At 39.6% G+C, this 24,532-nt stretch carries 25 protein-coding genes; 4 read left to right on the top strand and 21 right to left on the bottom strand.

Annotated elements, in window-relative coordinates:
* Positions 1 to 62: 62 nt before the first annotated feature.
* The gene (locus QQK02_RS15490; RefSeq protein WP_284209043.1) at positions 63 to 527 is read left to right on the top strand and encodes a TetR family transcriptional regulator; all 465 of its coding nucleotides are present in this window, start codon (positions 63 to 65) and stop codon (positions 525 to 527) included.
* 228 nt (positions 528 to 755) lie between these two features.
* Here QQK02_RS15490 and QQK02_RS15495 read toward each other — a convergent pair whose 3' ends face one another.
* Genes QQK02_RS15495 through QQK02_RS15510 form a run of 4 tightly spaced genes read right to left on the bottom strand, consistent with a single transcriptional unit; the run spans position 756 to position 5,102 of the window.
* Positions 756 to 1,982, bottom strand: a complete 1,227-nt coding sequence (locus tag QQK02_RS15495) for a sensor histidine kinase (RefSeq protein ID WP_284209044.1) — start codon at positions 1,980 to 1,982, stop codon at positions 756 to 758.
* Between the two features lie 4 nt (positions 1,983 to 1,986).
* Positions 1,987 to 2,652 (bottom strand): response regulator transcription factor, encoded by a 666-nt coding sequence (locus tag QQK02_RS15500; RefSeq protein ID WP_284209045.1) that lies wholly within the window; start codon positions 2,650 to 2,652, stop codon positions 1,987 to 1,989.
* A 34-nt stretch (positions 2,653 to 2,686) separates the two neighbouring features.
* Positions 2,687 to 4,084 carry an ArnT family glycosyltransferase gene (locus QQK02_RS15505; protein ID WP_284209046.1) on the bottom strand — a complete coding sequence of 466 codons (1,398 nt, stop codon included), beginning with the start codon at positions 4,082 to 4,084 and terminating at the stop codon, positions 2,687 to 2,689.
* A gap of 4 nt (positions 4,085 to 4,088) precedes the next feature.
* Positions 4,089 to 5,102, bottom strand: coding sequence for a glycosyltransferase family 2 protein (locus tag QQK02_RS15510; RefSeq protein ID WP_284209048.1), 1,014 nt, complete (start codon positions 5,100 to 5,102; stop codon positions 4,089 to 4,091).
* A gap of 131 nt (positions 5,103 to 5,233) precedes the next feature.
* Here QQK02_RS15510 and QQK02_RS15515 point away from each other — a divergent pair, with 131 nt between their 5' ends.
* Positions 5,234 to 5,614 carry a GtrA family protein gene (locus QQK02_RS15515; RefSeq protein ID WP_284209049.1) on the top strand — a complete coding sequence of 127 codons (381 nt, stop codon included), beginning with the start codon at positions 5,234 to 5,236 and terminating at the stop codon, positions 5,612 to 5,614.
* 14 nt (positions 5,615 to 5,628) lie between these two features.
* Here QQK02_RS15515 and QQK02_RS15520 read toward each other — a convergent pair whose 3' ends face one another.
* The 14 genes from QQK02_RS15520 to QQK02_RS15585 form a co-directional block, all read right to left on the bottom strand.
* Positions 5,629 to 6,873 (bottom strand): SAM-dependent methyltransferase, encoded by a 1,245-nt coding sequence (locus QQK02_RS15520; RefSeq protein ID WP_284209051.1) that lies wholly within the window; start codon positions 6,871 to 6,873, stop codon positions 5,629 to 5,631.
* Between the two features lie 15 nt (positions 6,874 to 6,888).
* Positions 6,889 to 7,653 carry a DUF1365 domain-containing protein gene (locus tag QQK02_RS15525; RefSeq protein ID WP_284209052.1) on the bottom strand — a complete coding sequence of 255 codons (765 nt, stop codon included), beginning with the start codon at positions 7,651 to 7,653 and terminating at the stop codon, positions 6,889 to 6,891.
* Positions 7,654 to 7,662: 9 nt separating this feature from the next.
* Positions 7,663 to 8,928: an NAD(P)/FAD-dependent oxidoreductase gene (locus tag QQK02_RS15530; protein WP_284209053.1), complete on the bottom strand. Its 1,266-nt coding sequence runs from the start codon at positions 8,926 to 8,928 to the stop codon at positions 7,663 to 7,665.
* Positions 8,928 to 9,671 carry an SDR family NAD(P)-dependent oxidoreductase gene (locus QQK02_RS15535; protein WP_284209054.1) on the bottom strand — a complete coding sequence of 248 codons (744 nt, stop codon included), beginning with the start codon at positions 9,669 to 9,671 and terminating at the stop codon, positions 8,928 to 8,930. Before QQK02_RS15535 ends, QQK02_RS15530 begins: the two co-directional genes overlap by 1 nt.
* A complete protein-coding gene (locus tag QQK02_RS15540; RefSeq protein ID WP_284209055.1) occupies positions 9,668 to 10,165 on the bottom strand; it encodes a nuclear transport factor 2 family protein in 498 nt (165 codons plus the stop codon). Before QQK02_RS15540 ends, QQK02_RS15535 begins: the two co-directional genes overlap by 4 nt.
* Positions 10,166 to 10,172: 7 nt before the next feature.
* Positions 10,173 to 11,552, bottom strand: a complete 1,380-nt coding sequence (gene phrB / locus QQK02_RS15545) for a deoxyribodipyrimidine photo-lyase (protein ID WP_284209056.1) — start codon at positions 11,550 to 11,552, stop codon at positions 10,173 to 10,175.
* Between the two features lie 63 nt (positions 11,553 to 11,615).
* Complete coding sequence (locus QQK02_RS15550) at positions 11,616 to 12,563, bottom strand: YbgA family protein (protein ID WP_284209057.1); 948 nt, start codon at positions 12,561 to 12,563, stop codon at positions 11,616 to 11,618.
* Between the two features lie 7 nt (positions 12,564 to 12,570).
* Positions 12,571 to 13,248 carry a ChrR family anti-sigma-E factor gene (locus QQK02_RS15555; RefSeq protein WP_284209058.1) on the bottom strand — a complete coding sequence of 226 codons (678 nt, stop codon included), beginning with the start codon at positions 13,246 to 13,248 and terminating at the stop codon, positions 12,571 to 12,573.
* Positions 13,241 to 13,810: a sigma-70 family RNA polymerase sigma factor gene (locus QQK02_RS15560; protein WP_284209060.1), complete on the bottom strand. Its 570-nt coding sequence runs from the start codon at positions 13,808 to 13,810 to the stop codon at positions 13,241 to 13,243. Before QQK02_RS15560 ends, QQK02_RS15555 begins: the two co-directional genes overlap by 8 nt.
* 166 nt (positions 13,811 to 13,976) lie before the next feature.
* Positions 13,977 to 14,528, bottom strand: coding sequence for an LON peptidase substrate-binding domain-containing protein (locus QQK02_RS15565; protein ID WP_284209061.1), 552 nt, complete (start codon positions 14,526 to 14,528; stop codon positions 13,977 to 13,979).
* 125 nt (positions 14,529 to 14,653) lie between these two features.
* Complete coding sequence (locus QQK02_RS15570; protein WP_284209062.1) at positions 14,654 to 15,721, bottom strand: ketoacyl-ACP synthase III; 1,068 nt, start codon at positions 15,719 to 15,721, stop codon at positions 14,654 to 14,656.
* 118 nt (positions 15,722 to 15,839) lie between these two features.
* The gene (locus QQK02_RS15575) at positions 15,840 to 16,286 is read right to left on the bottom strand and encodes a CBS domain-containing protein (protein ID WP_284209063.1); all 447 of its coding nucleotides are present in this window, start codon (positions 16,284 to 16,286) and stop codon (positions 15,840 to 15,842) included.
* 45 nt (positions 16,287 to 16,331) lie between these two features.
* The gene (locus QQK02_RS15580) at positions 16,332 to 17,195 is read right to left on the bottom strand and encodes an amidohydrolase family protein (RefSeq protein WP_284209064.1); all 864 of its coding nucleotides are present in this window, start codon (positions 17,193 to 17,195) and stop codon (positions 16,332 to 16,334) included.
* A 34-nt stretch (positions 17,196 to 17,229) separates the two neighbouring features.
* Entirely contained in the window at positions 17,230 to 17,958 is a 729-nt protein-coding gene (locus QQK02_RS15585; RefSeq protein ID WP_284209065.1) for an SDR family NAD(P)-dependent oxidoreductase, read from the bottom strand.
* Positions 17,959 to 18,077: 119 nt separating this feature from the next.
* Between QQK02_RS15585 and QQK02_RS15590 the strand changes: the two genes are divergently transcribed.
* Positions 18,078 to 18,506: a DUF3010 family protein gene (locus QQK02_RS15590; RefSeq protein ID WP_284209066.1), complete on the top strand. Its 429-nt coding sequence runs from the start codon at positions 18,078 to 18,080 to the stop codon at positions 18,504 to 18,506.
* A 211-nt stretch (positions 18,507 to 18,717) separates the two neighbouring features.
* Complete coding sequence (locus QQK02_RS15595; protein WP_284209067.1) at positions 18,718 to 20,514, top strand: acyl-CoA dehydrogenase C-terminal domain-containing protein; 1,797 nt, start codon at positions 18,718 to 18,720, stop codon at positions 20,512 to 20,514.
* A gap of 61 nt (positions 20,515 to 20,575) precedes the next feature.
* Here QQK02_RS15595 and QQK02_RS15600 read toward each other — a convergent pair whose 3' ends face one another.
* The 3 genes from QQK02_RS15600 to prfB form a co-directional block, all read right to left on the bottom strand.
* Positions 20,576 to 21,706, bottom strand: a complete 1,131-nt coding sequence (locus QQK02_RS15600; protein WP_284209068.1) for an energy transducer TonB — start codon at positions 21,704 to 21,706, stop codon at positions 20,576 to 20,578.
* 88 nt (positions 21,707 to 21,794) lie between these two features.
* Positions 21,795 to 23,339 carry a lysine--tRNA ligase gene (gene lysS / locus QQK02_RS15605; RefSeq protein ID WP_284209069.1) on the bottom strand — a complete coding sequence of 515 codons (1,545 nt, stop codon included), beginning with the start codon at positions 23,337 to 23,339 and terminating at the stop codon, positions 21,795 to 21,797.
* 72 nt (positions 23,340 to 23,411) lie between these two features.
* Positions 23,412 to 24,510, bottom strand: a protein-coding gene (gene prfB, locus QQK02_RS15610) for a peptide chain release factor 2 (protein WP_284209070.1) whose coding sequence is annotated in 2 segments (ribosomal slippage) — positions 23,412 to 24,434 and positions 24,436 to 24,510 — 1,098 coding nt in all. Because the reading frame shifts where the segments join, the coding sequence is not laid out codon by codon here.
* Positions 24,511 to 24,532: the final 22 nt, after the last annotated feature.

Raw genomic sequence — 24,532 nt, forward strand, 5'->3', positions numbered from 1 at the left:
CGTTGAGTTCTTGTTTACTTTGCATACAATGTATCCATTGAGTGACAATGTAATTCATAAATATGGCAAAGATTTCAGCGAAAGAGCGAGAGCAAAAAAAGCAGCAACTAGATGAGATAGTGCTAAATATTTTTTGGCAACATGGCTGGCATGCTATTTCTTATGCCTCTGTAGCTGAAGCGTTCGGCACGAGTCGAGGTGCCATTCAACGTTATTACCCGAGCCATAATGATTTTTCAAATGCGCTCAAAGGTAAGGTATTGCCCTTGGTGGTGTCACAGTTAGACTGGCAATCAAAAGAAGCTTTTTATCAATCGTGGATTGTCGCGTTACATAGTGAAGATGGTAAGTTTAGGCGCGTAATGGAAATGCTGTTCTCGCAAGTCTGCAGCAAAGGTTCATCTGAGCAGGCGGCAATCGGTGTTCATCAATTTTTATCGACAATCAACGAAAAATTCGAGGATGAATCTCTGGGCAAAGAGCTCTTTGGCGAAACATTTTTAGCGCTATTAAATCAAGCTAACTAAAAAAAGATCTCAATAAGATTCAAAGTGAGGCGCACATGATTTGGATGACGGGTAAATTTATCTTGTTATTTTTGATTGTGCTTTTCTTACCAAGCCGGTTTATAAAGCGTAAATATCGTTTACTGAGAAAGCTAAAATGCTTTCAACTGCTCCAATATAGTCGTTTAAAACACTTTATTAGTTTTTAGCGTTGTTAAGCGATTATTCATGTTAGTTGTATTGATGGTTTTAATGAAACGTCACTTTCGCCGTGCAGCCTTGGGTATCGTTATTTACTAACGAAAACTGCCAGCCATATTTTTGGCAAATATCCTCAACAATGACTAAACCAATACCAAAACCTTGGTAGCCTCTACTTTGCGCTTCTAAGCCAATACCGTTATCTATAATACTCAGTTGGTTTTCATCTAAAAAAATAGATACCTGACCTTTGGCCGTGCTATTTACGGCATTGATCAATAAATTTTTAAACAACGTTTTGAATAACGTTGGTTGCACGGGCAATCGAAATGCAGAGAGTATCTGATAATCTACTTGGCATTCATTACTTTGAATGTAGGTGTCGATATCATGTAATTCCTGTTCTATAAGCTTGTCATCAACAACAATTTCACCGTCATCGTCATTACTTTCTCGTGCCAGTAATAACAATGTTTGTGTTAACTCATTCATATCATCAACGGCTTTGCTGATGCGCGAGGTCTGAATGCTAACTTTTTCGTTTTCAAGGCGGTTCAATAAACTAGTAGCACCTTTTATTACGGTCATTGGCGTGCGCAATTCATGGGAAACATAACGGGTAAAGGATTTTTCTCTGGTGATAGAACGAGCAATTGATTGGCGATAATCATTAATCGCCGTTACCGTTTGTTTTAACTCTATGGTGGCGTGACCTTCAACAGTTAACGCTTCAAATGATTTCGCTTCATCGCTGTCTAATTGTTTAGCCAGAGAGCGAAATGGTAAAGATATTTTGTTGGCGGCGGCCACGATGTAAAACCTAGCACATAAAACCAAAAACAAACCGCCAGCAATAACGGCTAGCTCAATCATTAAAAATACATCATCACTCCACTCTGATGCGCGACTGTTTTCTACTAGGTAATAGGTTTGCTTATCAATTTTCTTTGCGACGATGACATATTCGCTATCATCTTCATCAAAATGCATCGATTGTGCACCTAGCCAGCTTTCAGGTAAGTGCGTTTGAATAATGTTTGGCAAGCTAGCGAACTCATCATAACTTATGGTGAGTGAGTCAACTTGTTTAGTGCCTTTGCCGCCATCTCGATAATAATTTAAATGGTATTCGCTGACCTCGTTAAGGCGCTTAGTATTAACGGTGTTTTCTGTAATCAAAATAGCGGAACGAAAGATTATCCAATTGACAGCGAGTAAGATTAACGTACCAAAAATGAACGCTCGACTAATCGTCTGTGTAATAGAAATCGACATTTTATTATTCAATTTTGTAACCCAACTTAGGAATCGTTTTTATCATTTCAACATCAAAGGGTTTATCTACTTTTGTGCGCAATTGATAAATGTGTTTTCGTAAAACATCTTGGTCTGGTGGTTCATCTGCCCAAAGTTTTTTCTCGATGTCTTCCCGACTAACAATTTCAGGCGAGCGCTGGCACAGTAAAGTTAAAATTTTAAAGCAGCTAGGATTTAGTTTTATCAGTTGCTGCTCACGCATAACGGTGTGTGTCTTTAAATTGAGCGAAAGCTCACCAACACTTAAGGATTGATTAAAACCAGTCCCCTTACTGCGCCTTAATACAGCAATAATTCTTGCTTCAAGAAGCGCTAAATCAAAGGGCTTTACGATATAGTCATCAGCGCCAGTTTGCAGCCCCTTTAACATATCCTTGTTTGTGTCTCTTGCCGTAAGCATAATAACAGGGGTGCTAATGCCTTCTGCCCTGATCGTTTGACAAATTGTTAAACCATCAATACCTGGCAACATGAGATCTAAGATAATACAGTCATACTGATTTTCTTGGGCTAAAGTTAAGCCAAGCGTCCCAGTTGCTGCATAATCAAGATCGTATTCATCGCCATCGAAATATTCATAGATTATTTCTGCGACTTCTTTGCTGTCTTCTACTAATAGTAACTTCATGATTGTACTTTAATGTTGCCTCAAATCAGTATGACTAACTACAATAAAATAAGGAATATCTTTGCACTACCAATTTACTGGTGCAGGCAGACATAACGATCGAAAACGCCTCACTTTCACTGTTTTTCACGGCAATCAACACATTTCGTAGCGCTATTAGCGTTGCCAACTGCTGATAATTATCGACAACTCTAGCGTTCCCCTTGCTATAAAAGCTGGCAGAAAAAGGGCGCTTTTTCCAGTAATAAACTGATTGATTGTCTGGAACATTTTTTAATAATTGAGCATGAGATATCTTGCTCCACTGCCCTGAACATACATAGCCTAAAATGGTGATAAGCATCAGTAGTGATATGACAGCGGCAATTTTTATGAGTTGTTTTTGTTTAATGGCTTGCGCGCAAAGTATTGCCAATGCTGGCAGTGCTGGCATTACATAAGCAGGTAGAATATTGCCAGCTAAGGTAAACAATAGCATTGGCGCAAGTGCCCACGCTACAAGATAGCTATTGATTGGTTGCAATGTCCGTTGTCTCAGCGCCTTTACTGATTTTTTAGGTTGTCTAATGATTCTTGCTACAAGAATAAACGACCAAGGAAATGCCATGGCGAGCCAGAAAAGCCAAATTGTACCTTTTGCTTCATCATGGGCACTACCGTATAAGTCACCTTGCCAGCCCGGCTCAATAAACCTAAGTACATGTTCACCCCATAAAAAGTAATGTAAAAACCCCGGGGTTGCTTGTTCAGCCATCAGATACCAAGGCAGGGCAAGCAAGGCAAATATTAAGAGTCCAGAAAGCCAAGGTAAAGATTTAATCGCAGGTAATAGGCAACCTTGATAAAGAGACCAAACCACTAATGCTATGCCTATGATAACAACTGAAACAGGACCTTTTACTAGCATACCCATTGCCATCGCGACGAAAAATAGCAATCCCGCAATATGGGATTTGTTCTGGTAGTTTAACCAAAAAGAGGCCATCGCTAGTGTTATTGAAAGCATGAGTATCGCGTCAGTCATAACCATTGCGCCGCCCACAATAAAACCTATCATTGAGCAAAGCATGAGTACGCTAGTAATTGCCGTTGATTGATTAAACCAACGCTTAGTAAAGCTAAAAGTGAATAAGATTGTTACTAAACTTGCTGCAAAATGTGGTAGCCGAGCGCTAAACTCGTGAACGCCAAAGAGTTCAAAGCTGAGGGAGGTTGCCCAAGTATGCAAAGGCGGTTTACCCCAAAAAGGCGTTAACTCATTAAACATCGGTGTCAAATAATTATTAGTGCTAGCCATCATGCGCGCCATATCACCATACCTAGCCTCTGTAGTGTCATATAAGGGGTACAAGCCAAGCGATAGTAAACGAACGGCAATTATTGCTATGATGAGCATTAAAAAATAGCGTTGTTCTTTAGTTGATAGAATCATGTTTTTACCCACCTGAACGTGAAACTTTTAAAGAGGGGGTCGAGTGGTTATCCATTACGATATAAATAGGGCGTTGCTTACTTTCGGTAAAAATTCTTCCGACATATTCGCCCAGTAATCCAATTGCCATAAGTTGAGCGCCGCCTAACCATAGTTGAATGAGCATTAAAGAAGGGTATCCAGCGACACTGTTTTGAAAAAACAGGGCTTGAAATAGAACAATGGCACTGTAGACAAACGCACCGATAGAGACAATACCACCTAACCACGTAGCAATTTTTAATGGCTTTACGCTAAAAGAGGTGATGCCTGCTAAGCCAAGTTGCACTAATTGAATAAATGACCACTTAGTATCACCAGCAACACGCTCTGGTCTATCAAAGGTGAGGCATGTTTGTTTGTAGCCAGGCCAAGACATGATCCCCTTCATATAGCGATTTTTCTCACTCAGTTTCTTTATGTCATCGATTACACGGCGAGAAAGTAGTCGAAAGTCACCAACGTCAGTTGCTATTTCTACGTCAGATAGTTTGCGTAATAATCGATAGTAGATGTGGGCACAAGCTTTCTTAAATGCTGATTCACCTTGGCGGTCACTGCGGCGCATGTTGACAACATCAAAACCCTCTCGCCATTTGTTTAGCATTTGTGGTATCAAGTTGGGCGGATCTTGAAGATCTGCATCAAGCAAAATAGCTGATTGTCCGCGGCATAAATCTAACCCTGCTGTCATCGCTGCTTCTTTACCAAAATTACGGCTCAAATTGACAAGCTCTATATTGGCGTGAATTGGGGGAAGACTTTGCATAATCTTCCAGCTGTTGTCTGTACTGCCATCGTTTACATAAATGACTTCAATTTGCTCTTTTGGCAACAGCGCTAATGTTTGTGCAAGCTCATGATGAAACATCGCTAACATGGCTTGTTCATTGTAAACAGGCACGATGATTGACAGGGTAATATTGCCTTGTTGCTCTGGCTGTTCTTGAAAGCTTTGCATGACGGAAACTAATTGCATAAAAACGACCTTATAACTAAGTTGCTCGCATTCTAGGGCAGGGCATGTCCAAAAAATGTCGTAAAAAGTATTGACGTTTTTTAGACTAACTTAACGTTAAGCTAGTCTTATTTGATGTTGAGTGTTGTTGAATGGAGCTACTATTTCGTTTTGCTTTAATTGGTATGATTGGATTTGCTGTCGATGCCTCAAGTTTCATGTTGATAATGCAGGCGATGTCAGCTCAAACGGTAGTTGAAATTAATACCGCTCGCATTCTAGCGTTTATTATTGCTATGCTTGTTACGTGGCTGGGTAATCGTTACTACACGTTTTCAGACGCTGAGAAGTCTTCTGCTATCAATCAGTTATCTAAACATTGTTTAGCAGCATGTGGCGCGTTTGTGCTCAATTTTATTTGCTTTCAATTGGTGCTACTGACGACAGGGGTTCTTGCCTTAGCGTTTTTAGTGGGGATTGGAGTCGGGTTTATATGTAACTTCGCCATGTCAAAAAAACGTGTGTTTATCTAACATGGCGAGCATTATTAAAAGTTTGGCTTACGAGCAACAATATGCACAGTAGACGTGGCACGCTCTAAAAAGGCGCCTTCACAATATGCAAAGTAATATAGCCATAGTCGCTTAAAGTTTTCATCGTAACCATGTTGACTGATTTCTTGCCAGTTAGCTAAAAAGTTTTCACGCCAATGGGCAAGTGTTTTAGCGTAATCTAAACCGATGTCACTCAATGATTCCATCACCATATTGGTATGCTGACATAATTGTTCAGAAAGCAACGTAATCGACGGTAAAAAACCACCTGGGAAAATATAACGTTGAATGAAATCAACATTGTTCAGGTAGTGATCAAGCCTTTGATCGGCGATAGTGATCGCTTGGATTAATAACTTACCTTGCGGTTTGACCAACGCATTACATTGCTGAAAGAAACTCTCTAGATATTCATGACCTACCGCTTCAATCATTTCGATAGAAACAAGTTTGTCATATTGCCCGGTTAAATCACGGTAGTCGTCTTTTAACAAGGTTATTTTGTCGGTTAAACCTTGTGCTTTTACTTCTGCTTGCGCGTAATCAAATTGTTCTTCAGAAATTGTGGTTGTGGTCACTTTACAGCCGTAATGCTTTGCCATGTGAATAGCAAGCCCGCCCCACCCAGTGCCAATTTCTATGACATGATCGTGTTCAGTCAGTGCTAACTTTTGACAAATGGTATCTAGCTTATGAAATTGTGCCTCTGCAAGACTCGCATTGTCTTGTGGGTAAATAGCTGATGAATACATCATGCTTTTATCCAGAAAGCGGGTATAAAGTTCGTTGCCTAAATCGTAATGAGCGACAATGTTCTTCTTTGAACCTTTAAGAGAATTTCGATTTAAACGGTGAAACAACCGTGCTTTTAGTCGAGACAGTAAAGATTTGTTGCTGTCTATATTATCGGTAATTTGCTGTGCACGGGCGAATATTCGGATGACTTCTGTTAAGTTCGGGCTGTGCCATTTATCTTCTATAAATGCTTCAGCAACGCCAATACTGCCACCTTTAACAAAATCTACATAGGCACTTGCATCATTAATGATGATAGTTGCGTGGCGTTGATTTGATATTATGTCATCTGCTACAGCACCAAAGCGTGAAACTTGATTGCCTTCGAAAACTTCTATTACGTCATTATCTAGTTTGCCTAAAGCGTTAAAAACCAATGAACGGCAACGCTTTGTTAACCAGTTTAGTTTTATTTCAGGCTGTATATTTGCAATCGATTCCATATCGTCCTCTCGCGCTTATTGCTCATTTCTTTTTGTTTGGTACGGTATAAATGGTACGCGTTTCATAAATAGCTTTAATGCTTGAAAATAAATACCGGTGACAATTTTTAATGTCATGTGAGGTAATGTTGCCCACACTTTCAGTAAATTCTTTTGACTGAAGTCCACTCGCTTTAATGCCAGTGTTGCGTCGAATATTTTCTCCGCTTTATCATCAGTTATATTTTCAATGTGAATTAACAAGTTTTTATCGTCTTCTACTGGTGGTTTTACACGCCAGTGATACTGCATGGCTATGTCTAAAAAAGGTGAAACATGAAAGTCTTTGTCAGTCACCTGATGCATATTTAAGTCTACCACGTAGTAATGACGTTTATTCCAAGGCGTGTTGCTAACTTCCGCTAGCATATATTGGCATTTTCCTTGTTTATCAAAACAGAAGAAAAAATTTGCAGGGCTAAAATAGAGTCCAAAGCATCTCGCTTGCACTAACATGACAACTTTGCCGCCCTGCCAAATACTACCCAAGGAATTCACTTTTGATTTAATACGGTTTTTTAAATCACCTGGTTCACTATTGACATAATCTTTTTCGACAAAGCGAATAGGGCGAAACCAACTGGTGCCGAGTACACCCATGTCTATGTTGTCATTTTCGATATCATCAAGATCAAGCGCTAACATATACAAGTTGTAGGTAAAGGCATTCTTCTTTGGGAAGAATCGACGATGCCTTACTTGGCCTTGGTATATTGCGCTTTGGCTTTGTTGTGAATTCATGATGTTTCGCTATAAGCTGCAGTCAAAGCGTTTAGCGACTTCAACAGCGCTTCTAACACCGTCTTCATGAAAGCCGTTATACCAGTATGCACCTGCAAAGTGAGTATTATTATGACCACAAATTACTGAGCGTTGCTGCTGTGCTTTCATCGACTCGATACTAAAAATAGGGTGATGATAAATAAACTTTCTCAAAATTTTGTCAGATGATATTGCGTCACTTTGATTAAGTGTTACACAAAAGGTCGTGTCACTTGAAAGCCCTTGTAATATGTTCATGTTGTAAGTCACGCTTGCTGGTTTAGAGCGATCATCAACCAATTGATAGTTCCAACTTGCCCAGGCTGTTTTTCTTTGAGGAAGTAGGTTTACATCGGTATGTAATACGACTTCGTTGGCACTATAAGGCATTGCAGATAAGACGTCTTTCTCTGATTGCGTATGATCGGTGAGTAGTGCAAGGGCTTGATCTGAGTGACAGGTCAGTACAACTTCATCAAACTCTGTTTCATTTATATTGCCATTGTCATCTTCGATGTGGATCTGCACTTTGTCATTGAGCCGAGTGATATGTGAGATGTTGGTATTTAACTTAATATTATCTGCAAAAGGTTTAATCAGTGGTGCAATATAGTTTCGAGAACCACCAGGGATTACATACCATTGTGGTCTGTCAGTAATATTTAACAGGCCATGATTGTGAAAGAACTGCACAAAGAACTTAAATTGAAACTGACTCATCTGCTCAATTGAGCTTGACCATATCGCCGCGCCCATCGGTAAAATATAATGTTGAGCGAAAAAGTCACTAAAGTTTTGTTGTGTTAAAAAGTCGCCTAAAGTGAGCGTTTCGTCATAATCACCAGATTCAAATGCAGCTTTACATAGCTTGTTAAAGTCAATTATTTGCTTGATCAAACGCCAAAACTTAGGCCTGAACAAATTTCTGCGTTGAGCAAATAATGTATTGAGGTTATGGCCATTATATTCGAGCTTGCTTTTAGTATTATGAACTGAAAAGCTCATTTGAGTCGCTTGTTTCTCAATGCCTAAACGCGCTAAAAGTTTAAGAAAGTTTGGATAGGTTTTATCGTTAAAAACGATAAAACCAGTATCAATCGCGTAGTCTCTTCCTTCATGGTTTATATCAACCGTTGCCGTATGACCGCCGATGTAGTCATTTTTTTCAAAAACAGTCACATCATGTTTTTGCGATAATAAATAAGCTGATGTTAAGCCGGATATACCGGAACCAATAATTGCGATTTTTTTCATTAAGATAACCTTTTACTAGCAAATGATTGCCAACAACGAGCAGGCAGTGAAGATAACAGGTGCAAGAATACTGTTAAGCGTTTAGGGAATTGGAGGTAACGTTTTCTCTTGGTAATACCTTCGATGATTCTATCTGCCGCTTCTTCACTACTCATTAGAAATGGCATATCAAAGGTATTTTTATCGGTTAATGGGGTTTTGATAAACCCAGGGTGTACTAAACACACATCAATGCGATGCTTGGCTAAATCAAGTGCTAATGAATTAGCTAAGTAATCGACACCCGCTTTAGATGCGCCATACGCTTGTGCTTTTGGAAATGGCAGTAAGCTTGCACTTGAACTGATAAAAACCAGTTGTGGATTTTCCGTGTTCTGGCGATTTGTTGGTGCTAACTTTGGAAGCAGTTGCTCTAGCATAGCGCCCATGCTTACTAAGTTAGTATTGATGATAAACTCAAAACGCTCACTATCAAAATGCAATGGATCGTCCATATATAAACAATCACCAGCATTAAGAATAACGATATCAATCTCATTGATGTTCGCACATGCCGCTTTCACTTGTGTTTTATCGGTAATATCAAAGCTCAGTGGTGTAATGTTTTCATACTGACGAACTAGCGCAGTTAATTTTTCTTCATTTCGGCCGCAAGCATATACATGATGACCTGCGCTTGCATAGCTTAATGCTAGTGATTGTCCGATACCTGATGTAGCACCTGTAATTAGTACATGTTTCATGACTGCACTCTTGTTTTGATATAACGAATAACTCGCCCTAAAACAGGAATATGTTCATAGAGCATTGCACCGACATCGATGTAATCACGATGATAAATGACTTTGTCTTGTTCACCGATAAGCTTTGTATGCCCCTCGACTGTTATTGGGTCAGCCGAGTTAAGTTTTTTATGAATAAAGGTCATTCGCCAATATACCGCAGCTTTATTGTCTTTATAAATAACTTCATCAATAACAAACTGACAGCTAATTAAATTCGTGTAAATGTTATCAAAATAGTGCTTGAGTTCATCGAGTCCAACGACCAAATGCATCGGATCTTTAAAAGTCACCTGTGGGTGATATATGGTGTCAATTAGGTTCAAATTATCGGTACCTAATCGTTGGTAAACATCGATAAAATTTTGCAACCAGTTTGGCATCCCATGATGAGCTAAATTGCCATTATTCGATGTTTCATCAGCAGTAATAAAGGTATTTTGTATAGTATCCATTAGCTCTTCACGTGTTGTCTTTATAAAAAGCAAGCGCTCGTTCTCTTGCTTGCTTGTGCTCTACCACAGCAGGCCAGTAACAATCTAGTGTGTGTTTGGCGATATAGTCATGTGGAAAGTGAATTTCTTTATCAGGAATTTCTGATAGCTCTGGTAAATAATTACGAATAAACTCACCGTCCGGATCAAACTTTTTACTTTGGCTAATCGGGTTAAAGACTCGAAAATAGGGCTGTGCATCGCAACCTGTACCTGCAGACCATTGCCAACCGCCATTGTTTGCGGCAAAGTCACCATCAATCAGATGCTCCATAAAGTATTGTTCGCCAATACGCCAATCTACCAATAAATGCTTAGTTAAAAAGCTAGCTACGATCATTCTAAGTCGGTTATGCATCCAGCCAGTTTGATTGAGTTGTCGCATTGCGGCATCGACAATTGGGTAGCCAGTTTTTCCTTGTTGCCATGCGACTATATCATCAGGATTATTTAACCAAGGCAAGTTATTGTATTTATTATTAAAATTTTGGTGCTTGATCAGGTCTGGGAAATGCCACAACAAATGGCGGTAAAATTCTCGCCAAATTAGCTCATTCAACCAACTAAATGCTTGATGAGGCTGCTGTAAAATATCGGGATAACGATTTATCAGTAGTGTTAATAGGTAGCGTGGGCTAATTGCGCCGATATTTAAATAGGCTGACAAGCCAGATGTTCCTTTGATGCTCGGAATATCTCTTTGGCTTTCATAGTGGTCTACTTTTGTTTGCAAAAATTCAGGAATAACATGTTGCTCAACAACTGTCGCAACTGGCCATTTTGAAGAATCATCTCGCGTTAAGTTAGGAAGTAATTTAGAGAGCATTATGTCGTTGTAGCTGATACCTGACGTTTTAGGTAAATAATCAAAACCATTGTTTAATACGTACTTTAGCCAAGCTCTTTTGAAAGGCGTAAATACTTTAAACATTTGATCCGCATTATTTTTGATTAGCCCCTTTGGCACAATAACATCTGATTCAAAACTTATTAGGTCAACGCCTTGTTCTTTGATCTGGCTATCTCGTTGCTGTTCTCGTAACTCAAGCTCAGTGTTAACAATCAGTTGGTTTGTTCCAATGCTTGTTAGGGTCTCCAGTATTTGTCCTGCTTGGTCTGAAAAATCATCAACAATTTTCACTTCAAGCGCAATATCAAGTTGTGCCAATTGGCTTTTAAGTAGCGCAACATGTCTTAAAATTAAATCAACTTTGATAGGGGCTGTATGATGTTGTTGCCATTGGGCGGGCGTAGCGATAAAAATAGCGTGCTTTACACGATTGTCTAGTGCAAATGCTAATGCAGGGTTGTCATGGATACGAAGATCATTTCTAAACCACAGTAACAAAGTATCGTCCTTAAATTTCAATTTAACAAAAGCGAAAGGGTTGCTGTTAGGCAACCCTTTTATTTAATAACCGTAACGCAGTTTCAACTGCTCCGGATAAGGCGATAAGTAAAATTGCCTTGCCAAATAAGGTTTAGGGAAAGACAGCAAGTAGTGTTTAATTAGCGTCAATGGCACCATTAATGGCATCAGGCCAGTACGGTAATTATTAATTTGTTCGCACAACTCCTCTCTTTGAGGTTTCGTTAAATGATGAGAGAAGTAGCCTTGAATGTGTTGCAAGGTATTGGCATGGCTTTTACGCGTCGCCTTTAACTTTAAAGCGCCCATTAAACCTTCAATATACTTTGCCCCTAACGCTTCAACATCAGTTGTTTTGCCAGCAAGTAGTTGACCTAACGCTTTATATGATTTTTGCGAGTGGCTCATCACGGTATATTTAAATTTACTGTGAAACTCAATTAACTTGTGCTTGGTGAGACCTTCAGCAACGAGTTCTTGCCACATACGGTAGGCAAAAACACGCGCGACAAAGTTTTCACGAATAATTGGGTCGTTAAGGCGGCCATTTTCTTCACACGGCAATAACGGATTTGCTTTCATGATTTCGCGAGCAAATACACCGACACCGTCAGAGGTTGAACCCTTACCGTCTTCACTATATACCTTCACACGTTCCATGCCACAGCTAGGACTTTTTGCACAGAAAATAAAGCCACTAAACTTTTCAGCAACTTTCGCGACACGCTTACCGTATGCCTGCAAAGCATCGGTAATGTCTCCACTGCCATCTGGGCGAGAAACTTTAATAAGGTCGTCTTGTTTTATTTGACGAATCGTCGCACGAGGAACGGGTAAGCCTACTGCCACTTCAGGACAGAAGCTACGATATTGAACGTGTTGACCTAACTCTTTCACACAAAAATGTGACGTTTTAGCACTCGCATCGTATCTCACTTGGTTACCTGTTAAACAGGCGCTAATACCTATATTAATTGGCTTACTCATCATATTCTCCCTAATACAAAAACTGTGCGATAGGATTTAATAATTTGTTGATACCTTGGGTAAAATGTTGTGCGTCATCAGACACGGTAAAACATAAACAACCATCGTCTGAAACAGGCTGGTGAGTATGCTCACCATCTAAAACAATAAAGTCACCTGCAACATATTCACCCATATCGTCTTTAAAACTGCCTGATAATAACAAGGTCAATTCGAAACCTTTATGGGTATGCTCTGGCACGCTGCCACCAGGTTCAATGTTCAATAAACTTGCTCTAACTTTACCTTCATCTAACTCGATGCGTGAGCGAGACAGCTTACCAATATTTGACCAACTGCTTGTTGGCATGTTGGAAATAGCTCTTGGTAAAACGACCGATTTACCTTTAATGTTAATCGTTGTTTTTGGCGTAGACTTCACTTCATCAATAGCGTCGTTGACTGTTATCGCATTAATCATATTATCGAAATTAAAATCGACGACATCTGCAATATCATCATGCTCTGTAAATTTGCTGTGAATACCTTCAAAGCACGCCTCTGCTTTTTGGTCTGTTAACGTTGCAACTTTAGCAGCACATTCGCCACACATTTCAATATGCATCGCAACTGCAGCAGACATTGACACAGGCAAGCTAGCTTCAACGTATTCGTTAAGTAATTCTTCGCTTGGGTGGTGTTTAATCATGGTCTGCTCCCATATGTTGCTTGAGCTTGGCTAATCCTAATCTTAATCGTGATTTTATCGTGCCTAGTGGAATGTTGAGCTGTTTTGATAATTGCTCTTGAGACATTTCCATAAAATAAACACCTCTAATAACCTGTTGCTGTGCTTCAGGTAATTTGTCTATGTGTGCCATTAAATGTTGATTCTCTAAGTGATCGTCATAGCCTTCTTCAGAGCTATTGTCGCTGTCTATTAGCGGCCAAATGTCGTCACTTAAATTATCTTCTTTTTTCGACTTTATTTTGCGCAGTATGTCAAAACTGACATTACGCATGATTGAATAAACCCAAGTTGTTGGAGCACCTTTATCTGAGTGGAAAAGATGAGCTTTGCGCCAGACGTTGGTCATGGTTTCTTGTAAAACCTCGCCAGCCAATTGTGGGTTGTTAAATTTGTGCGAGCAAATATTGGTGATTTTAGGTGCAAAGAATTTAAACACTTCAGTGAAAGCTTGTTTATTTCTGTCCTTTGCGATTTGCTCTAACCACAAGGTTAGTTGCGCTAAATCTGTTTTGTTGTTCATCTTTCTAGGTATACTCTGCGTTTGAGTTTTTGACAAGTTACTTGTCACTACTCTATCAGAGCTCCCTTTTAAATTGTTTGATGAATTACTCATGAGTTGCATGAGGGTTCCTCGTTACACATGTTAAAGAGTACTACGGGACCAAAACGAAAACGGATCACATTTTTTAAACGGTTTTGTTGATAATGTTTTTGACTAACGATTGAGCTTGTTGCAGTTCACTTGGTGCGAGCAGCGCGTCTTTTTGTTGAAACTTTATTGGTAAAATCTCTAACCAACGAGCACACAGCCATGACAGGTCGAGAACAATTTCTGGATAAAGGTATTGCATCTCTTCACTGTTGTCTAAAATATGTTTTAAAGCAGCGGCAAGCTCATGGTTTTTTTGAACACTTGTTTCAGGCCAGAAAGGTCTTACATTAACGTCCCCAATAAGTAGTAATTCTTCGTTTTGATACGAGTCTGTCACATCAACCAGGTCTTTACATTTTACGGTAATCAACAACATGTTGTTGTCGTCTTGATTGAAGTCAATAATATCGACCCAACTTGCCCAATTTGCTTGCTGGTTAGTAATTTGATTTTGATATTGAACTGCAAAACCTTGCGTTTGGTTGCAGTTTTTGACCATGTTGAGGTAGCGTTGCTCAAACACTCTTAACTGTGTTACGCCGCCCGGCAATAGGAAAATAGGTAATGGAAATATTGGTAAATTCATAACAGCTTCTTTTAGTCATCTTGCACTGTTATACGCAGCAACCCTTATTATTGTTCACAAAAAAGCCTCAATAAATGATTGAGGCTTTTATTTGCTTAGATTGATGTGTTGCTTGGCAGGTTAAATTATTTTCTTGATTCAATAATTCCTTGAACAAGCTCTAGGCCTGATTGTTCGCAAACAGGCAATGTAACGTCAGTTTGTGCTGATGATTGAGGCTTTTTATTGAAGTGCAACATGTGCGCGCTCCACGTTAAACCGCCACCGAAGGCCGGCATAAGTACATTGTCTCCGGCATTGATTTTGTCTTCTTCAATAGCTTCAACAAGGGCAACTAACGCGGTAGCTGCTGACATGTTTCCGTATCTTTCTATATTGATAAATACTTTATCTTTCGGGGTTTTCAACTTTTTCGCTAACGAGTCAATAATGCGTAAGTTAGCTTGATGAGGCACTACTAGGTCGATATCTTCATTTGAAAACTCAAGTTTTTCTAATGTCTTGTCACAGGCTTGCGCCATGCCTGCTACGGCTTTTTTAAAGATATCTTGACCAAGGAAATTCCACCATGTATTGCCTAACACATGATCTTGGTTAGCATATTTAACACCTAAACCACGCACCGCTAAAATATCTCTAGATTCACCAAAGCAACCCAATGACTCGGCTATTACGCCTGATTTTTCATCGCTTGCTTCCAAATAAAGTGCCGCTGCGCCATCACCAAACAAGACAGCAACATCACGATTTGACCATTCCATGACTCGTGAAATTACTTCAGCACCAATAATTAACGCTGAGTTGATTGCGCCTGATTTTATCATGGCAGTTGCAACACTTAAGCTATACATACCACTGGTACACGCGGTATTTACATCCATGCAAGCTGAATTATGGGCACCTAAAAGGCGTTGAACGTTTGATGCTGAATTTGGACATTGTTCATCAAAGGTTGTTGAACCGAAAACAATCATATCAACATCAAGGGCTGATTTACCTGCAACGGCTAATGCTTGTTCACAAGCGATGTGCGCTAACTCACTCACATTGACATGTGAAATACGTCGCTCTTTCATTCCTGTACGAGACGTGATCCACTCATCGTTTGTTTCTAAAAATGTTGCAAGATCATCGTTCGATAAGATAGCTGGTGGCATGCATTTGCCCCAACCTTTGATAGCTGCATATGTCATTAATTACCTACTGCTGAAAAAACTTCTCTTCTTGAGAATGAAACCTTTGGATTTACTTGTATTTAGCTAGGCTAAGGATAGTTTTCTTTGGGCTAAAAGTCTATCGAAAAGGGTGTTTTTACGCCTGATTTTGACTACCATCAAGCTGTTTTTTTTGATAGCGAACTGCAAGCATTCTTAAAATGTCTCGCCAAGTTATGATCCCTAATGCGGTCTTGTCTGCATTCACTATTGGGAGTGCTGAAATATGGTGGTCGTTAAAGAGTACTGACATTTCCCCTAAAGAAGTATTAGCTAAACAACAAACTGGGTTTCTGGTCATCACTAAATGTACTTTTTTGCTGAGGATTCTCTCATCTTCACGGGTTTCTTTGGCTGAGCCAATGGTTGGACTAAGTTGCTTATACAGTTCACGGTCGGTAATTAAACCGACTAACTTTTTATCTTCGTCAAGAATCAGTAAATGGTGAATTTGGTGTGCGTCGAATAGCTTTTTTGCATCTCTTAAAGTGTTATCGAGATTCAAGTATATAAGCTTAGTTGAAATGTATTTTTTAAAATGCATGTGAGTAAAGATCCTTTTCAAAAGATGAATGCAGATTTTATATCGTTAGTGAAAGTAAAAATTTAATGCATTTTCAATGCTTAGTTTTGACCACAGTTTAGGCTGCTTAGCGTACATGTTAGCAAGCATTTGCCAATAATTACTATAGGGCATTGCTAACGAAATTAGCGGGAAGTTACTGGCTAAAAGCACGCGTTCATCGCTAAACAGTGAAATACACTCATCAATATGCACTTGAAAGCGAGTTGCATCGATATGACGGTGGGTTGTTGATAGCATTTCTTGTCCAGAGCATTTAATAATAACATGCTTAAATTTAGCGATTTTTGCGACATTTTTTCGCCATATTTGTTTCGCCTGTGATGATGTCGGCGCGAATCCCCCGTGACAAATAGCCATTTTAAAATCAGGGTACTCATTCAGAAGGTTAATTATTTCATCAACAAGTGCCGTTCTTTCAAAAGGAAATTGCAATTCAAAAATAACCTTTTTATTACCCAGGTGTTTCAGGTTTTCTAAAACATGGCTTTGGCTAAAAAAATCGTCATTAACATCTTCAAGAATATAACGAACTCCAACAAAGCTCGGATTACACGCGAGTAATTCAAACTGTTGTAAAAACAGCTGATGAGGCATTGTAATATCCAGCATAGCAATTGATTTAAATGCGACTTCACAGCTATTTTCTAAGTATTGAAGTTCACGCCAAGGTTTTTGATTGTCATAACCCGCTTCAATATGAACAAAGCCCTTAAGTTGCATTGGCTTTGAGAGTGATAGTGCCGACTCATCAAATGAACGTGCAATCTTATCTTTATCAGGCCAAAACGGCCCACTCTCTGGTTTGAGCCACTGGTAGTCGCCATTTTCCATATCAAATAGATGAATGTGCGGGTCTATAATTTTCATTTATGCACCGTAAGGCCGATTTATGAGTTCGATATTATTGAGCGGTATAACCACCATCGATAACTTGTAAACTCCCTGTGATAAAACTTGCTTTATATGTACACAAAAAGAAGACCAGCTCAGCTACCTCTTCGGGTTGGCCCAAGCGCCCGATCGGTTGCTGAGCTTCTTCTTCAAGATGCACTTGAGCTTTTTCTGCACCTGACGTCAGACAATAGTTGTCTATCGCCTTATGGTACAACGGTGTTTCAATGGTACCAGGGCAAACTGCATTTGCTCTTATATTGTAAGCTGCGTAATCTAAAGCGGTTGTTTTTGCCATGCTTGCCAGTGCACTTTTACTTAAGTTGTAAGCAAAAGAGTTGCGCTTACCGACTAAAGCCTGATCAGATGCCATTAAGACAATGGATCCTTGTTTACTCGCTTTCATATTAGGTAATACAGCTTTAATTGCGCCATATGCGCCCTTAACATTTATATTGAAAACCTTCTCTAGATCTTGTTCTGTCGTATCTTCAATCGTTGCTGAAAAATGAATGCCAGCATTTGAAACTAACGCATCAATGGTATGTTCTTGTGCTATTGCTTTGATAATATCATTAACTTGATCAACATTACTGATATCACATGCTTTGAATTCACCTACACTACTGGGCGACATGTCTAAGTTGTAGACAAGATAGTTTGCCTCTAAAAATCGTTGAACAATGGCTAAGCCAATACCCGAGCTACCGCCCGTTACAATGCAAACTTTTTCAGTCATAGGATGTGCTTTTAAAGTAATTTTCGAAAAAGTAGCAATATGTCTTATCTAATTCAAGTAAATGCTGTGTTTGTGACAATAAACTTCTATAATAACGGCAAGATAAAACAGGAGCTTATATGAAAGTTTGTGGTGTAGAGATTAAAGGCAATGATGCAGTTATTTGTATCATGTCGAAACAAATGGGGTTGTACGACATCCCGAAAACTCGTGTTGCTAAAATTAGCGTTGGTGATGCAGGTGATCCAGAAGAAATGCGTAAGTTTCAATTTACCTTTGCAAAATTCCTTGAAGATTATCAAGTTGAAAAAGTTGTCATTAAAGGTAGAGCATTAAAAGGTAAGTTTTCAGGTGGCGCTATTGGCTTTAAACTTGAAGCTGCCATTCAGTTAATCGCAGATTTAGATGTTGAGATTTTAGCTTCAGCGCTCATCAAAAAAACGATGGAACGTTCTCAAGTTGCTATCGATTTTAGAGATACAGGTTTAAAAACTTATCAACAAGTAGCTTTTGAAACAGTGTTTACGTCATTTGAACGTCGAGACTAACCTTCATTCTACTTTAAAAAAACGCATCAATTTGATGCGTTTTTTTATGCATAAATTTCCTGATAGACCATAGTTAACCTTACAAGCTTTTAGAATTAATTGTGAAAGTTTTTGCCTATGGCAACAAAACCTCTTCCAAAGAATTAAATTTCTTGCTTATAATGAGGTAACAAGGTGGTAAGACCTCTTACCGAAAAATAAGGAAAATAACATGCCAGAATATAAAGCACCCTTACGAGATACTAAATTCGTAATGCAAGAGTTACTCGATTGTAATGCTCATTATGAGCGACTAGGTTATGAAGATGCGACGGAAGATATGGTTGATGCCATTTTAACTGAAGCTGGTAAGTTCACTGAACAAGTGCTTGCGCCGATAAACCAAATCGGTGACGAGCAAGGTTGTACTTGGAACGATGGCAACGTAACAACTCCTGATGGTTTTAAAGAAGCTTATCAACAGTATGTTGAAGGTGGCTGGCCAACACTTGCACAAAGTGTTGATTTTGGCGGTCAAGGTTTACCACACTCATTAAATTCACATATTGCAGAAATGGTGTCAGCAGCTAACCATTCGTTTGCAATGTACCCTGGTTTAAGCCACGGCGCTTTAGCAACATTAGAAGCGCATGGTACACCTGAACAACAAACCATGTTTATGCCTAAGTTAGTTGAAGGTACATGGACAGGTACTATGTGTCTAACTGAACCTCATTGTGGTACTGATCTTGGTATGCTGCGCACAAAGGCAGAATTAAATGACGATGGCAGCTACGCATTAACAGGAACTAAAATTTTCATCTCTGCTGGTGAGCACGATTTATCAGAAAACATTGTACACATTGTGATTGCTCGTATACCAGGCTCACCTGAAGGTACGCGTGGTATTTCATTATTTGCTGTACCTAAATTTGATGTAACACCAGAAGGTGAAATTGCTGAACGTAACGGTGTTAACTGCGGTTCAATTGAGCACAAAATGGGTATCAATGCGAACGCTACCTGTGTCATTAACTTCGATAACGCGCGTGGCTACTTAATTGGCGAAGTCAACCGTGGCTTATATTGTATGTTTACCTTCATGAATGCTGCTCGTTTAGGTGTTGCCAATGAAGGTGTTGCAGCTGCCGATGCTTCATATCAAGGGGCGTTAGCCTACGCGAAAGATCGCCTACAAATGCGTTCGCTGTCAGGCCCTAAAAATCCAGATGGCCCTGCAGATCCAATTATTGTTCATCCTGATGTTCGTCGCATGCTGTTAACTCAAAAATCGATTGCCGAAGGCGGCCGAGCATTTGTTGGTTATTTGGCGCAATTAGTTGATGAAGTGGAGCATGGCACCGATGAGAAGTTAAAAGCGGTAGCGGAAAGTAAACTTGCGCTATTAACGCCTATTGCTAAAGCATTCTTAACGGAAGTTGGTTTTGAATGCACGTCACATGGCGTGCAGATCTTTGGTGGACACGGTTTCATTAAAGAATGGGGCATGGAGCAATTAATGCGTGATACGCGTATCAGTATGCTATATGAAGGCACTACAGGTGTGCAGGCTATTGATTTACTAGGCCGTAAAATACTTGGTTCAAAAGGTGAGTTAATTAAACCATTTGCAGCTGAGGTTATGGCGTTCTGTCAAGAGCATGGCACAAATGACGAAATGGCGGAGTTTATCAAGCCAATGATTTCATTTGGTGTTAAATGGCAAGAAATGACCAAAGAGATTGGTATGAAAGCGATGACAAACCCTGATGAGATTGGCGCAGCATCTGTTGATTACCTTATGTATTCAGGTTACATGACTCTTGCTTATTTTTGGGCAAAAATGGCGAAGGTAGCTCAAGATGCGTTAGCAAATGGTACTGACGAGAAGCCATTTTACGAAGCGAAAATTAAAACAGCGCAATTCTATTTTGAACGCATATTACCGCGCGTGAAAGGTCATGCGGCTTGTATCAAGAACGGTGGCGAATCAATGATGGCATTAGCGGAAGGCGATTTCTTGTTTTAATGCTATTAAAGTAAAAAAAGGCAGCTTATAAAGCTGCCTTTTTTATTATTTCTTTAGCTTTTTAATTGCCCAGACCTGAGCCATTTTGTGGTTTAGGTAGTTCGACGATGGTAAAGGTCGTATTATCTTCACCATAGAAATAAACTGAACAGGCTTGCCAGCTCTCTGGAATCGACCATTGAGAACGGTCATTTACCGTGTAAATGTGGCGTTGGTTTCTGCAGCGTAAGTCTAATTTAGTCAGTCGGCCATTAATGTTTTGTAACTGAAAATTATTTCTTAATAATTTGTAGGAAATAGTCTCTTTGTCTTCAAGATCGAGGCCTACTGAGATGTGTTGTTCACTGCCTATTATTTGTGAAATAGATTGACGTTGAGATCTATAGGCATCATGGCTTTTTGCATTCACCTCAAGTGCCAGTAATCGGTCGATCGTCTTAATTGCGTTTGCTAATTGAACTGCTTCTAATTCTAGCACTAATTTTTGATGTAGAACTGGCGCAATATTTTTTTCGATTCTAGTACGAACCTCTTTCTGCTTGGCTGTTAGTTTTTCTTTATTTAGTAGCTCTTTTTCTGAAGAAAATCGTAATGCTTTATTTAAGTGCGCTAATTGTTTTTTGGGTTGTTCATTCAGTTTAGCGCCTTGGGCTAAGGCTAATTGTTGGTAGTAACTTTCTATTCCAAGCTTGATTTTAAAGTTAGCAATTTTATCAAGTAGTTCTGATATTTCAGATGGGTTGTTATTTTTTAATGCACTCAAATAACTTTGGTAGAGCTTGAAGAATTTTTTTGATACACCAATATTTATATTGTGCATTTTAAAGTCCATTTGCACAGTATTCTTACATTGCGTTATTGGGGTGCCATTTTCTGTGGCAGGCGCAAACTTCCACCTTTTTACAATTTTTAACGACTCTTTTTCAAAACCTCTACTGCCGGAAGAGTCTTCTATTATGGCATTACTTACTTTACCGTTTGACTCTACGACATAACTCAATACAACCCAGCCTTCTTTTCCCTTTCTAGCTTCGTTGATTGGGTATTTAGGTGCGAATTTACTAATTGGTTTAGCATCGACTATGGTTGATATCTTTTGTGATAATAATAGGTTCTCTTGTGCGTAAACATTGATAGGCAATATCGTTAACGAGAGAATGAATAAGTTACGCTGTAAGGTTGTTCTTAACATATGATCTTCCTTGATTTTTTTATACCATACAAAAAATAGGTGGTTGAGTAAAATCTACTCAACCACCTATTTTTTCTAACGTAAATATTTATTCCGACAATGGTCTCATGTGTGGGAATAAAATCACGTCTTTAATGGTTGGTGAGTCAGTAAATAACATCACTAATCGGTCGATGCCGATACCTTCACCTGCCGTTGGTGGTAAACCATATTCTAATGCGCTGATGTAATCTTCATCAAAGTGCATTGCTTCGTCATCACCGGCATCTTTTTCTTCTACTTGCTTTCTAAAACGAGCTGCTTGGTCTTCTGCATCGTTAAGCTCAGAGAAGCCATTTGCTAACTCACGACCACCGACGAAGAATTCGAAACGGTCAGTAATAAATGGATTTTCATCGTTACGACGAGCAAGCGGTGAAACTTCCCATGGGTATTCTGTAATGAAGGTTGGTTGATCAAGCATATGCTCTGCAACTTCTTCAAAAATTTCACAAATGTATTTACCTGCGCCCCAAACTTTAGATGCTTCAGTTTCTTTCACGCCAACTTGCTTAGCCATCGCTTTAAGCGCGTCTAAGTTTTCTTCTGGGTTGCGAAGTACGGTTTCATCTAAATCGTTACCGTATTTTAAAATCGCATCAACCATAGAAAGGCGAGTGAATGGCTTGCCAAAGTCATAGAATTTTTCTTCTACGACTTCACCATCAGTGTTTTTCACTGTATTGCGAATAACCGATGTACCCATTACATTTTCAGCTAAAGTACGCAACATGTCTTCAGTAAGGTTCATTAGGTCATTGTAATCAGCATAGGCCTGGTAGAATTCAATCATAGTGAATTCAGGGTTATGACGCGTTGATAAACCTTCGTTACGGAAGTTACGGTTAATTTCGAATACTTTTTCGAACCCACCCACAACTAGACGTTTTAAGTAAAGCTCTGGTGCTATACGTAAAAACATCTCAACATCTAATGCATTGTGATGCGTTTCAAACGGCTTAGCTGTTGCGCCACCTGGGATGGTTTGTAGCATTGGTGTTTCAACTTCCATAAACCCGCGTTCAGTTAAGAAGCTACGAATACCGCTAACGATTTCTGAACGAATTTGGAAGGTCGTACGTGTTTCTTCATTGATAATTAAATCAACATAACGCTGACGATACTTAGTTTCAGTGTCCTGTAAACCGTGGAACTTTTCAGGCAATGGACGAAGTGACTTCGTCAACAACTGATATTCGTTCATGTTTACGTATAAGTCGCCTTTACCTGATTTGTGCATCGTACCCGTAACACCAATAATGTCACCAATATCTAATACACCACCAAGGTTTGCTTTGATTTCTTTTTGGACTGATTTTTCAGCATAAGCTTGGATTCGGCCTGTCATGTCTTGTAAAACAAGGAATGGGCCACGTTTAGCCATTACACGACCAGCAATGCTGTATAATTCAGTTTCAGCTTCAAGCGTTTCTTTGTCTTTCTCACCGTGTGCTGCTTGTAAATCAGCCGCATAGTGTTTTCGATTAAACTTATTTGGATGGCCATTGGCACTACAGTTTTCTCGAATTTGCGCTAATTTGCCGCGACGCTCGGCAATCAATTTGTTTTCGTCTTGTTTGGCTTGGTCTGTCATGTTCAGTCTCAAACTTGGTTAATGTATGAAAGCATGTGCTTTCGAGTAAAAATAAATATCGTTAAATCTGGCTTATAAACCAGACTTTAATGACGCTTCGATAAATTTATCAAGGTCACCATCTAACACCGCTTGTGTATTTCTGTTTTCTACACCGGTCCGTAAATCTTTAATGCGGCTGTCGTCTAATACATAAGAGCGTATTTGACTGCCCCAACCAATATCCGATTTGCCTTCTTCAAGTGCTTGTTTATCTTCGTTTTGCTTTTGAATCTCCATCTCATAGAGTTTAGCTTTCAAAAGCTTCATTGCCGTTGCGCGGTTCTTATGTTGTGAACGGTCAGCCTGACAAGCAACGACAGCACCCGTAGGAATATGCGTTAAACGAATGGCCGAGTCGGTTTTGTTAACGTGCTGCCCACCTGCACCTGACGCGCGAAATGTATCAACGCGCAAGTCAGCGGGGTTTATATCAATTTCAATGTTGTCATCTATTTCAGGATAGATAAACGCAGAAGCAAATGACGTATGGCGACGGCCTGATGAATCAAAAGGCGACTTTCGAACAAGACGGTGAACGCCTGTTTCTGTGCGCATCCAACCAAAGGCATAGTCACCTGAGAATTTAATGGTACAACCTTTGATGCCCGCAACATCGCCGTCAGTTACTTCAAGTACTTCGGCTTTAAAACCGTGAGATTCGCCCCAGCGTAAATACATACGCATTAGCATTTCTGCCCAATCTTGTGCTTCTGTGCCGCCAGACCCAGATTGCAGATCTAAATAACAGTTACTCGCGTCTTGCTGGCCAGAGAACATGCGTCTAAATTCAAGTGTATTTAACTTTTCATCTAAACCATCAACTTCAGCTTGCGCATCTTCAAAGGTTTCTTCGTCTTCTTCTTCAACTGCTAACTCAACTAGCCCTTCTACATCATCACAACCTGATTCTAATTGGTTAACCGTATGTACAACAGCTTCCAACGATGAACGTTCCTTACCAAGCTCTTGAGCTCGTTCGGGTTCATTCCAAATTTCAGGTAGTTCTAATTCGCGACAAACTTCAACAAGGCGTTCTGCTTTGTGATCGTAGTCAAAGGTACCCCCTAAGCAATTGGGTACGCTCACGAATATCTTTAAGTTTGTTTAATACAGGGTTTACTTCAAACATTTTTGCTTAGTTCGTCCACAGT

This window comes from Thalassotalea eurytherma (assembly GCF_030161415.1).
In the GTDB taxonomy this organism is placed as follows: Bacteria; Pseudomonadota; Gammaproteobacteria; order Enterobacterales; family Alteromonadaceae; genus Thalassotalea_G; species Thalassotalea_G eurytherma.

Bases quoted from the DNA above. Each gene is read 5' to 3' on its own strand.
- QQK02_RS15490 (WP_284209043.1), top strand. From the start codon at position 63: ATGGCAAAGATTTCAGCGAAAGAGCGAGAGCAAAAAAAGCAGCAACTA.
- QQK02_RS15495 (WP_284209044.1), bottom strand. From the start codon at position 1,982: ATGTCGATTTCTATTACACAGACGATTAGTCGAGCGTTCATTTTTGGT.
- QQK02_RS15500 (WP_284209045.1), bottom strand. From the start codon at position 2,652: ATGAAGTTACTATTAGTAGAAGACAGCAAAGAAGTCGCAGAAATAATC.
- QQK02_RS15505 (WP_284209046.1), bottom strand. From the start codon at position 4,084: ATGATTCTATCAACTAAAGAACAACGCTATTTTTTAATGCTCATCATA.
- QQK02_RS15510 (WP_284209048.1), bottom strand. From the start codon at position 5,102: ATGCAATTAGTTTCCGTCATGCAAAGCTTTCAAGAACAGCCAGAGCAA.
- QQK02_RS15515 (WP_284209049.1), top strand. From the start codon at position 5,234: ATGGAGCTACTATTTCGTTTTGCTTTAATTGGTATGATTGGATTTGCT.
- QQK02_RS15520 (WP_284209051.1), bottom strand. From the start codon at position 6,873: ATGGAATCGATTGCAAATATACAGCCTGAAATAAAACTAAACTGGTTA.
- QQK02_RS15525 (WP_284209052.1), bottom strand. From the start codon at position 7,653: ATGAATTCACAACAAAGCCAAAGCGCAATATACCAAGGCCAAGTAAGG.
- QQK02_RS15530 (WP_284209053.1), bottom strand. From the start codon at position 8,928: ATGAAAAAAATCGCAATTATTGGTTCCGGTATATCCGGCTTAACATCA.
- QQK02_RS15535 (WP_284209054.1), bottom strand. From the start codon at position 9,671: ATGAAACATGTACTAATTACAGGTGCTACATCAGGTATCGGACAATCA.
- QQK02_RS15540 (WP_284209055.1), bottom strand. From the start codon at position 10,165: ATGGATACTATACAAAATACCTTTATTACTGCTGATGAAACATCGAAT.
- QQK02_RS15550 (WP_284209057.1), bottom strand. From the start codon at position 12,563: ATGATGAGTAAGCCAATTAATATAGGTATTAGCGCCTGTTTAACAGGT.
- QQK02_RS15555 (WP_284209058.1), bottom strand. From the start codon at position 13,248: ATGATTAAACACCACCCAAGCGAAGAATTACTTAACGAATACGTTGAA.
- QQK02_RS15560 (WP_284209060.1), bottom strand. From the start codon at position 13,810: ATGAACAACAAAACAGATTTAGCGCAACTAACCTTGTGGTTAGAGCAA.
- QQK02_RS15565 (WP_284209061.1), bottom strand. From the start codon at position 14,528: ATGAATTTACCAATATTTCCATTACCTATTTTCCTATTGCCGGGCGGC.
- QQK02_RS15570 (WP_284209062.1), bottom strand. From the start codon at position 15,721: ATGACATATGCAGCTATCAAAGGTTGGGGCAAATGCATGCCACCAGCT.
- QQK02_RS15575 (WP_284209063.1), bottom strand. From the start codon at position 16,286: ATGCATTTTAAAAAATACATTTCAACTAAGCTTATATACTTGAATCTC.
- QQK02_RS15580 (WP_284209064.1), bottom strand. From the start codon at position 17,195: ATGAAAATTATAGACCCGCACATTCATCTATTTGATATGGAAAATGGC.
- QQK02_RS15585 (WP_284209065.1), bottom strand. From the start codon at position 17,958: ATGACTGAAAAAGTTTGCATTGTAACGGGCGGTAGCTCGGGTATTGGC.
- QQK02_RS15590 (WP_284209066.1), top strand. From the start codon at position 18,078: ATGAAAGTTTGTGGTGTAGAGATTAAAGGCAATGATGCAGTTATTTGT.
- QQK02_RS15595 (WP_284209067.1), top strand. From the start codon at position 18,718: ATGCCAGAATATAAAGCACCCTTACGAGATACTAAATTCGTAATGCAA.
- QQK02_RS15600 (WP_284209068.1), bottom strand. From the start codon at position 21,706: ATGTTAAGAACAACCTTACAGCGTAACTTATTCATTCTCTCGTTAACG.
- lysS (WP_284209069.1), bottom strand. From the start codon at position 23,339: ATGACAGACCAAGCCAAACAAGACGAAAACAAATTGATTGCCGAGCGT.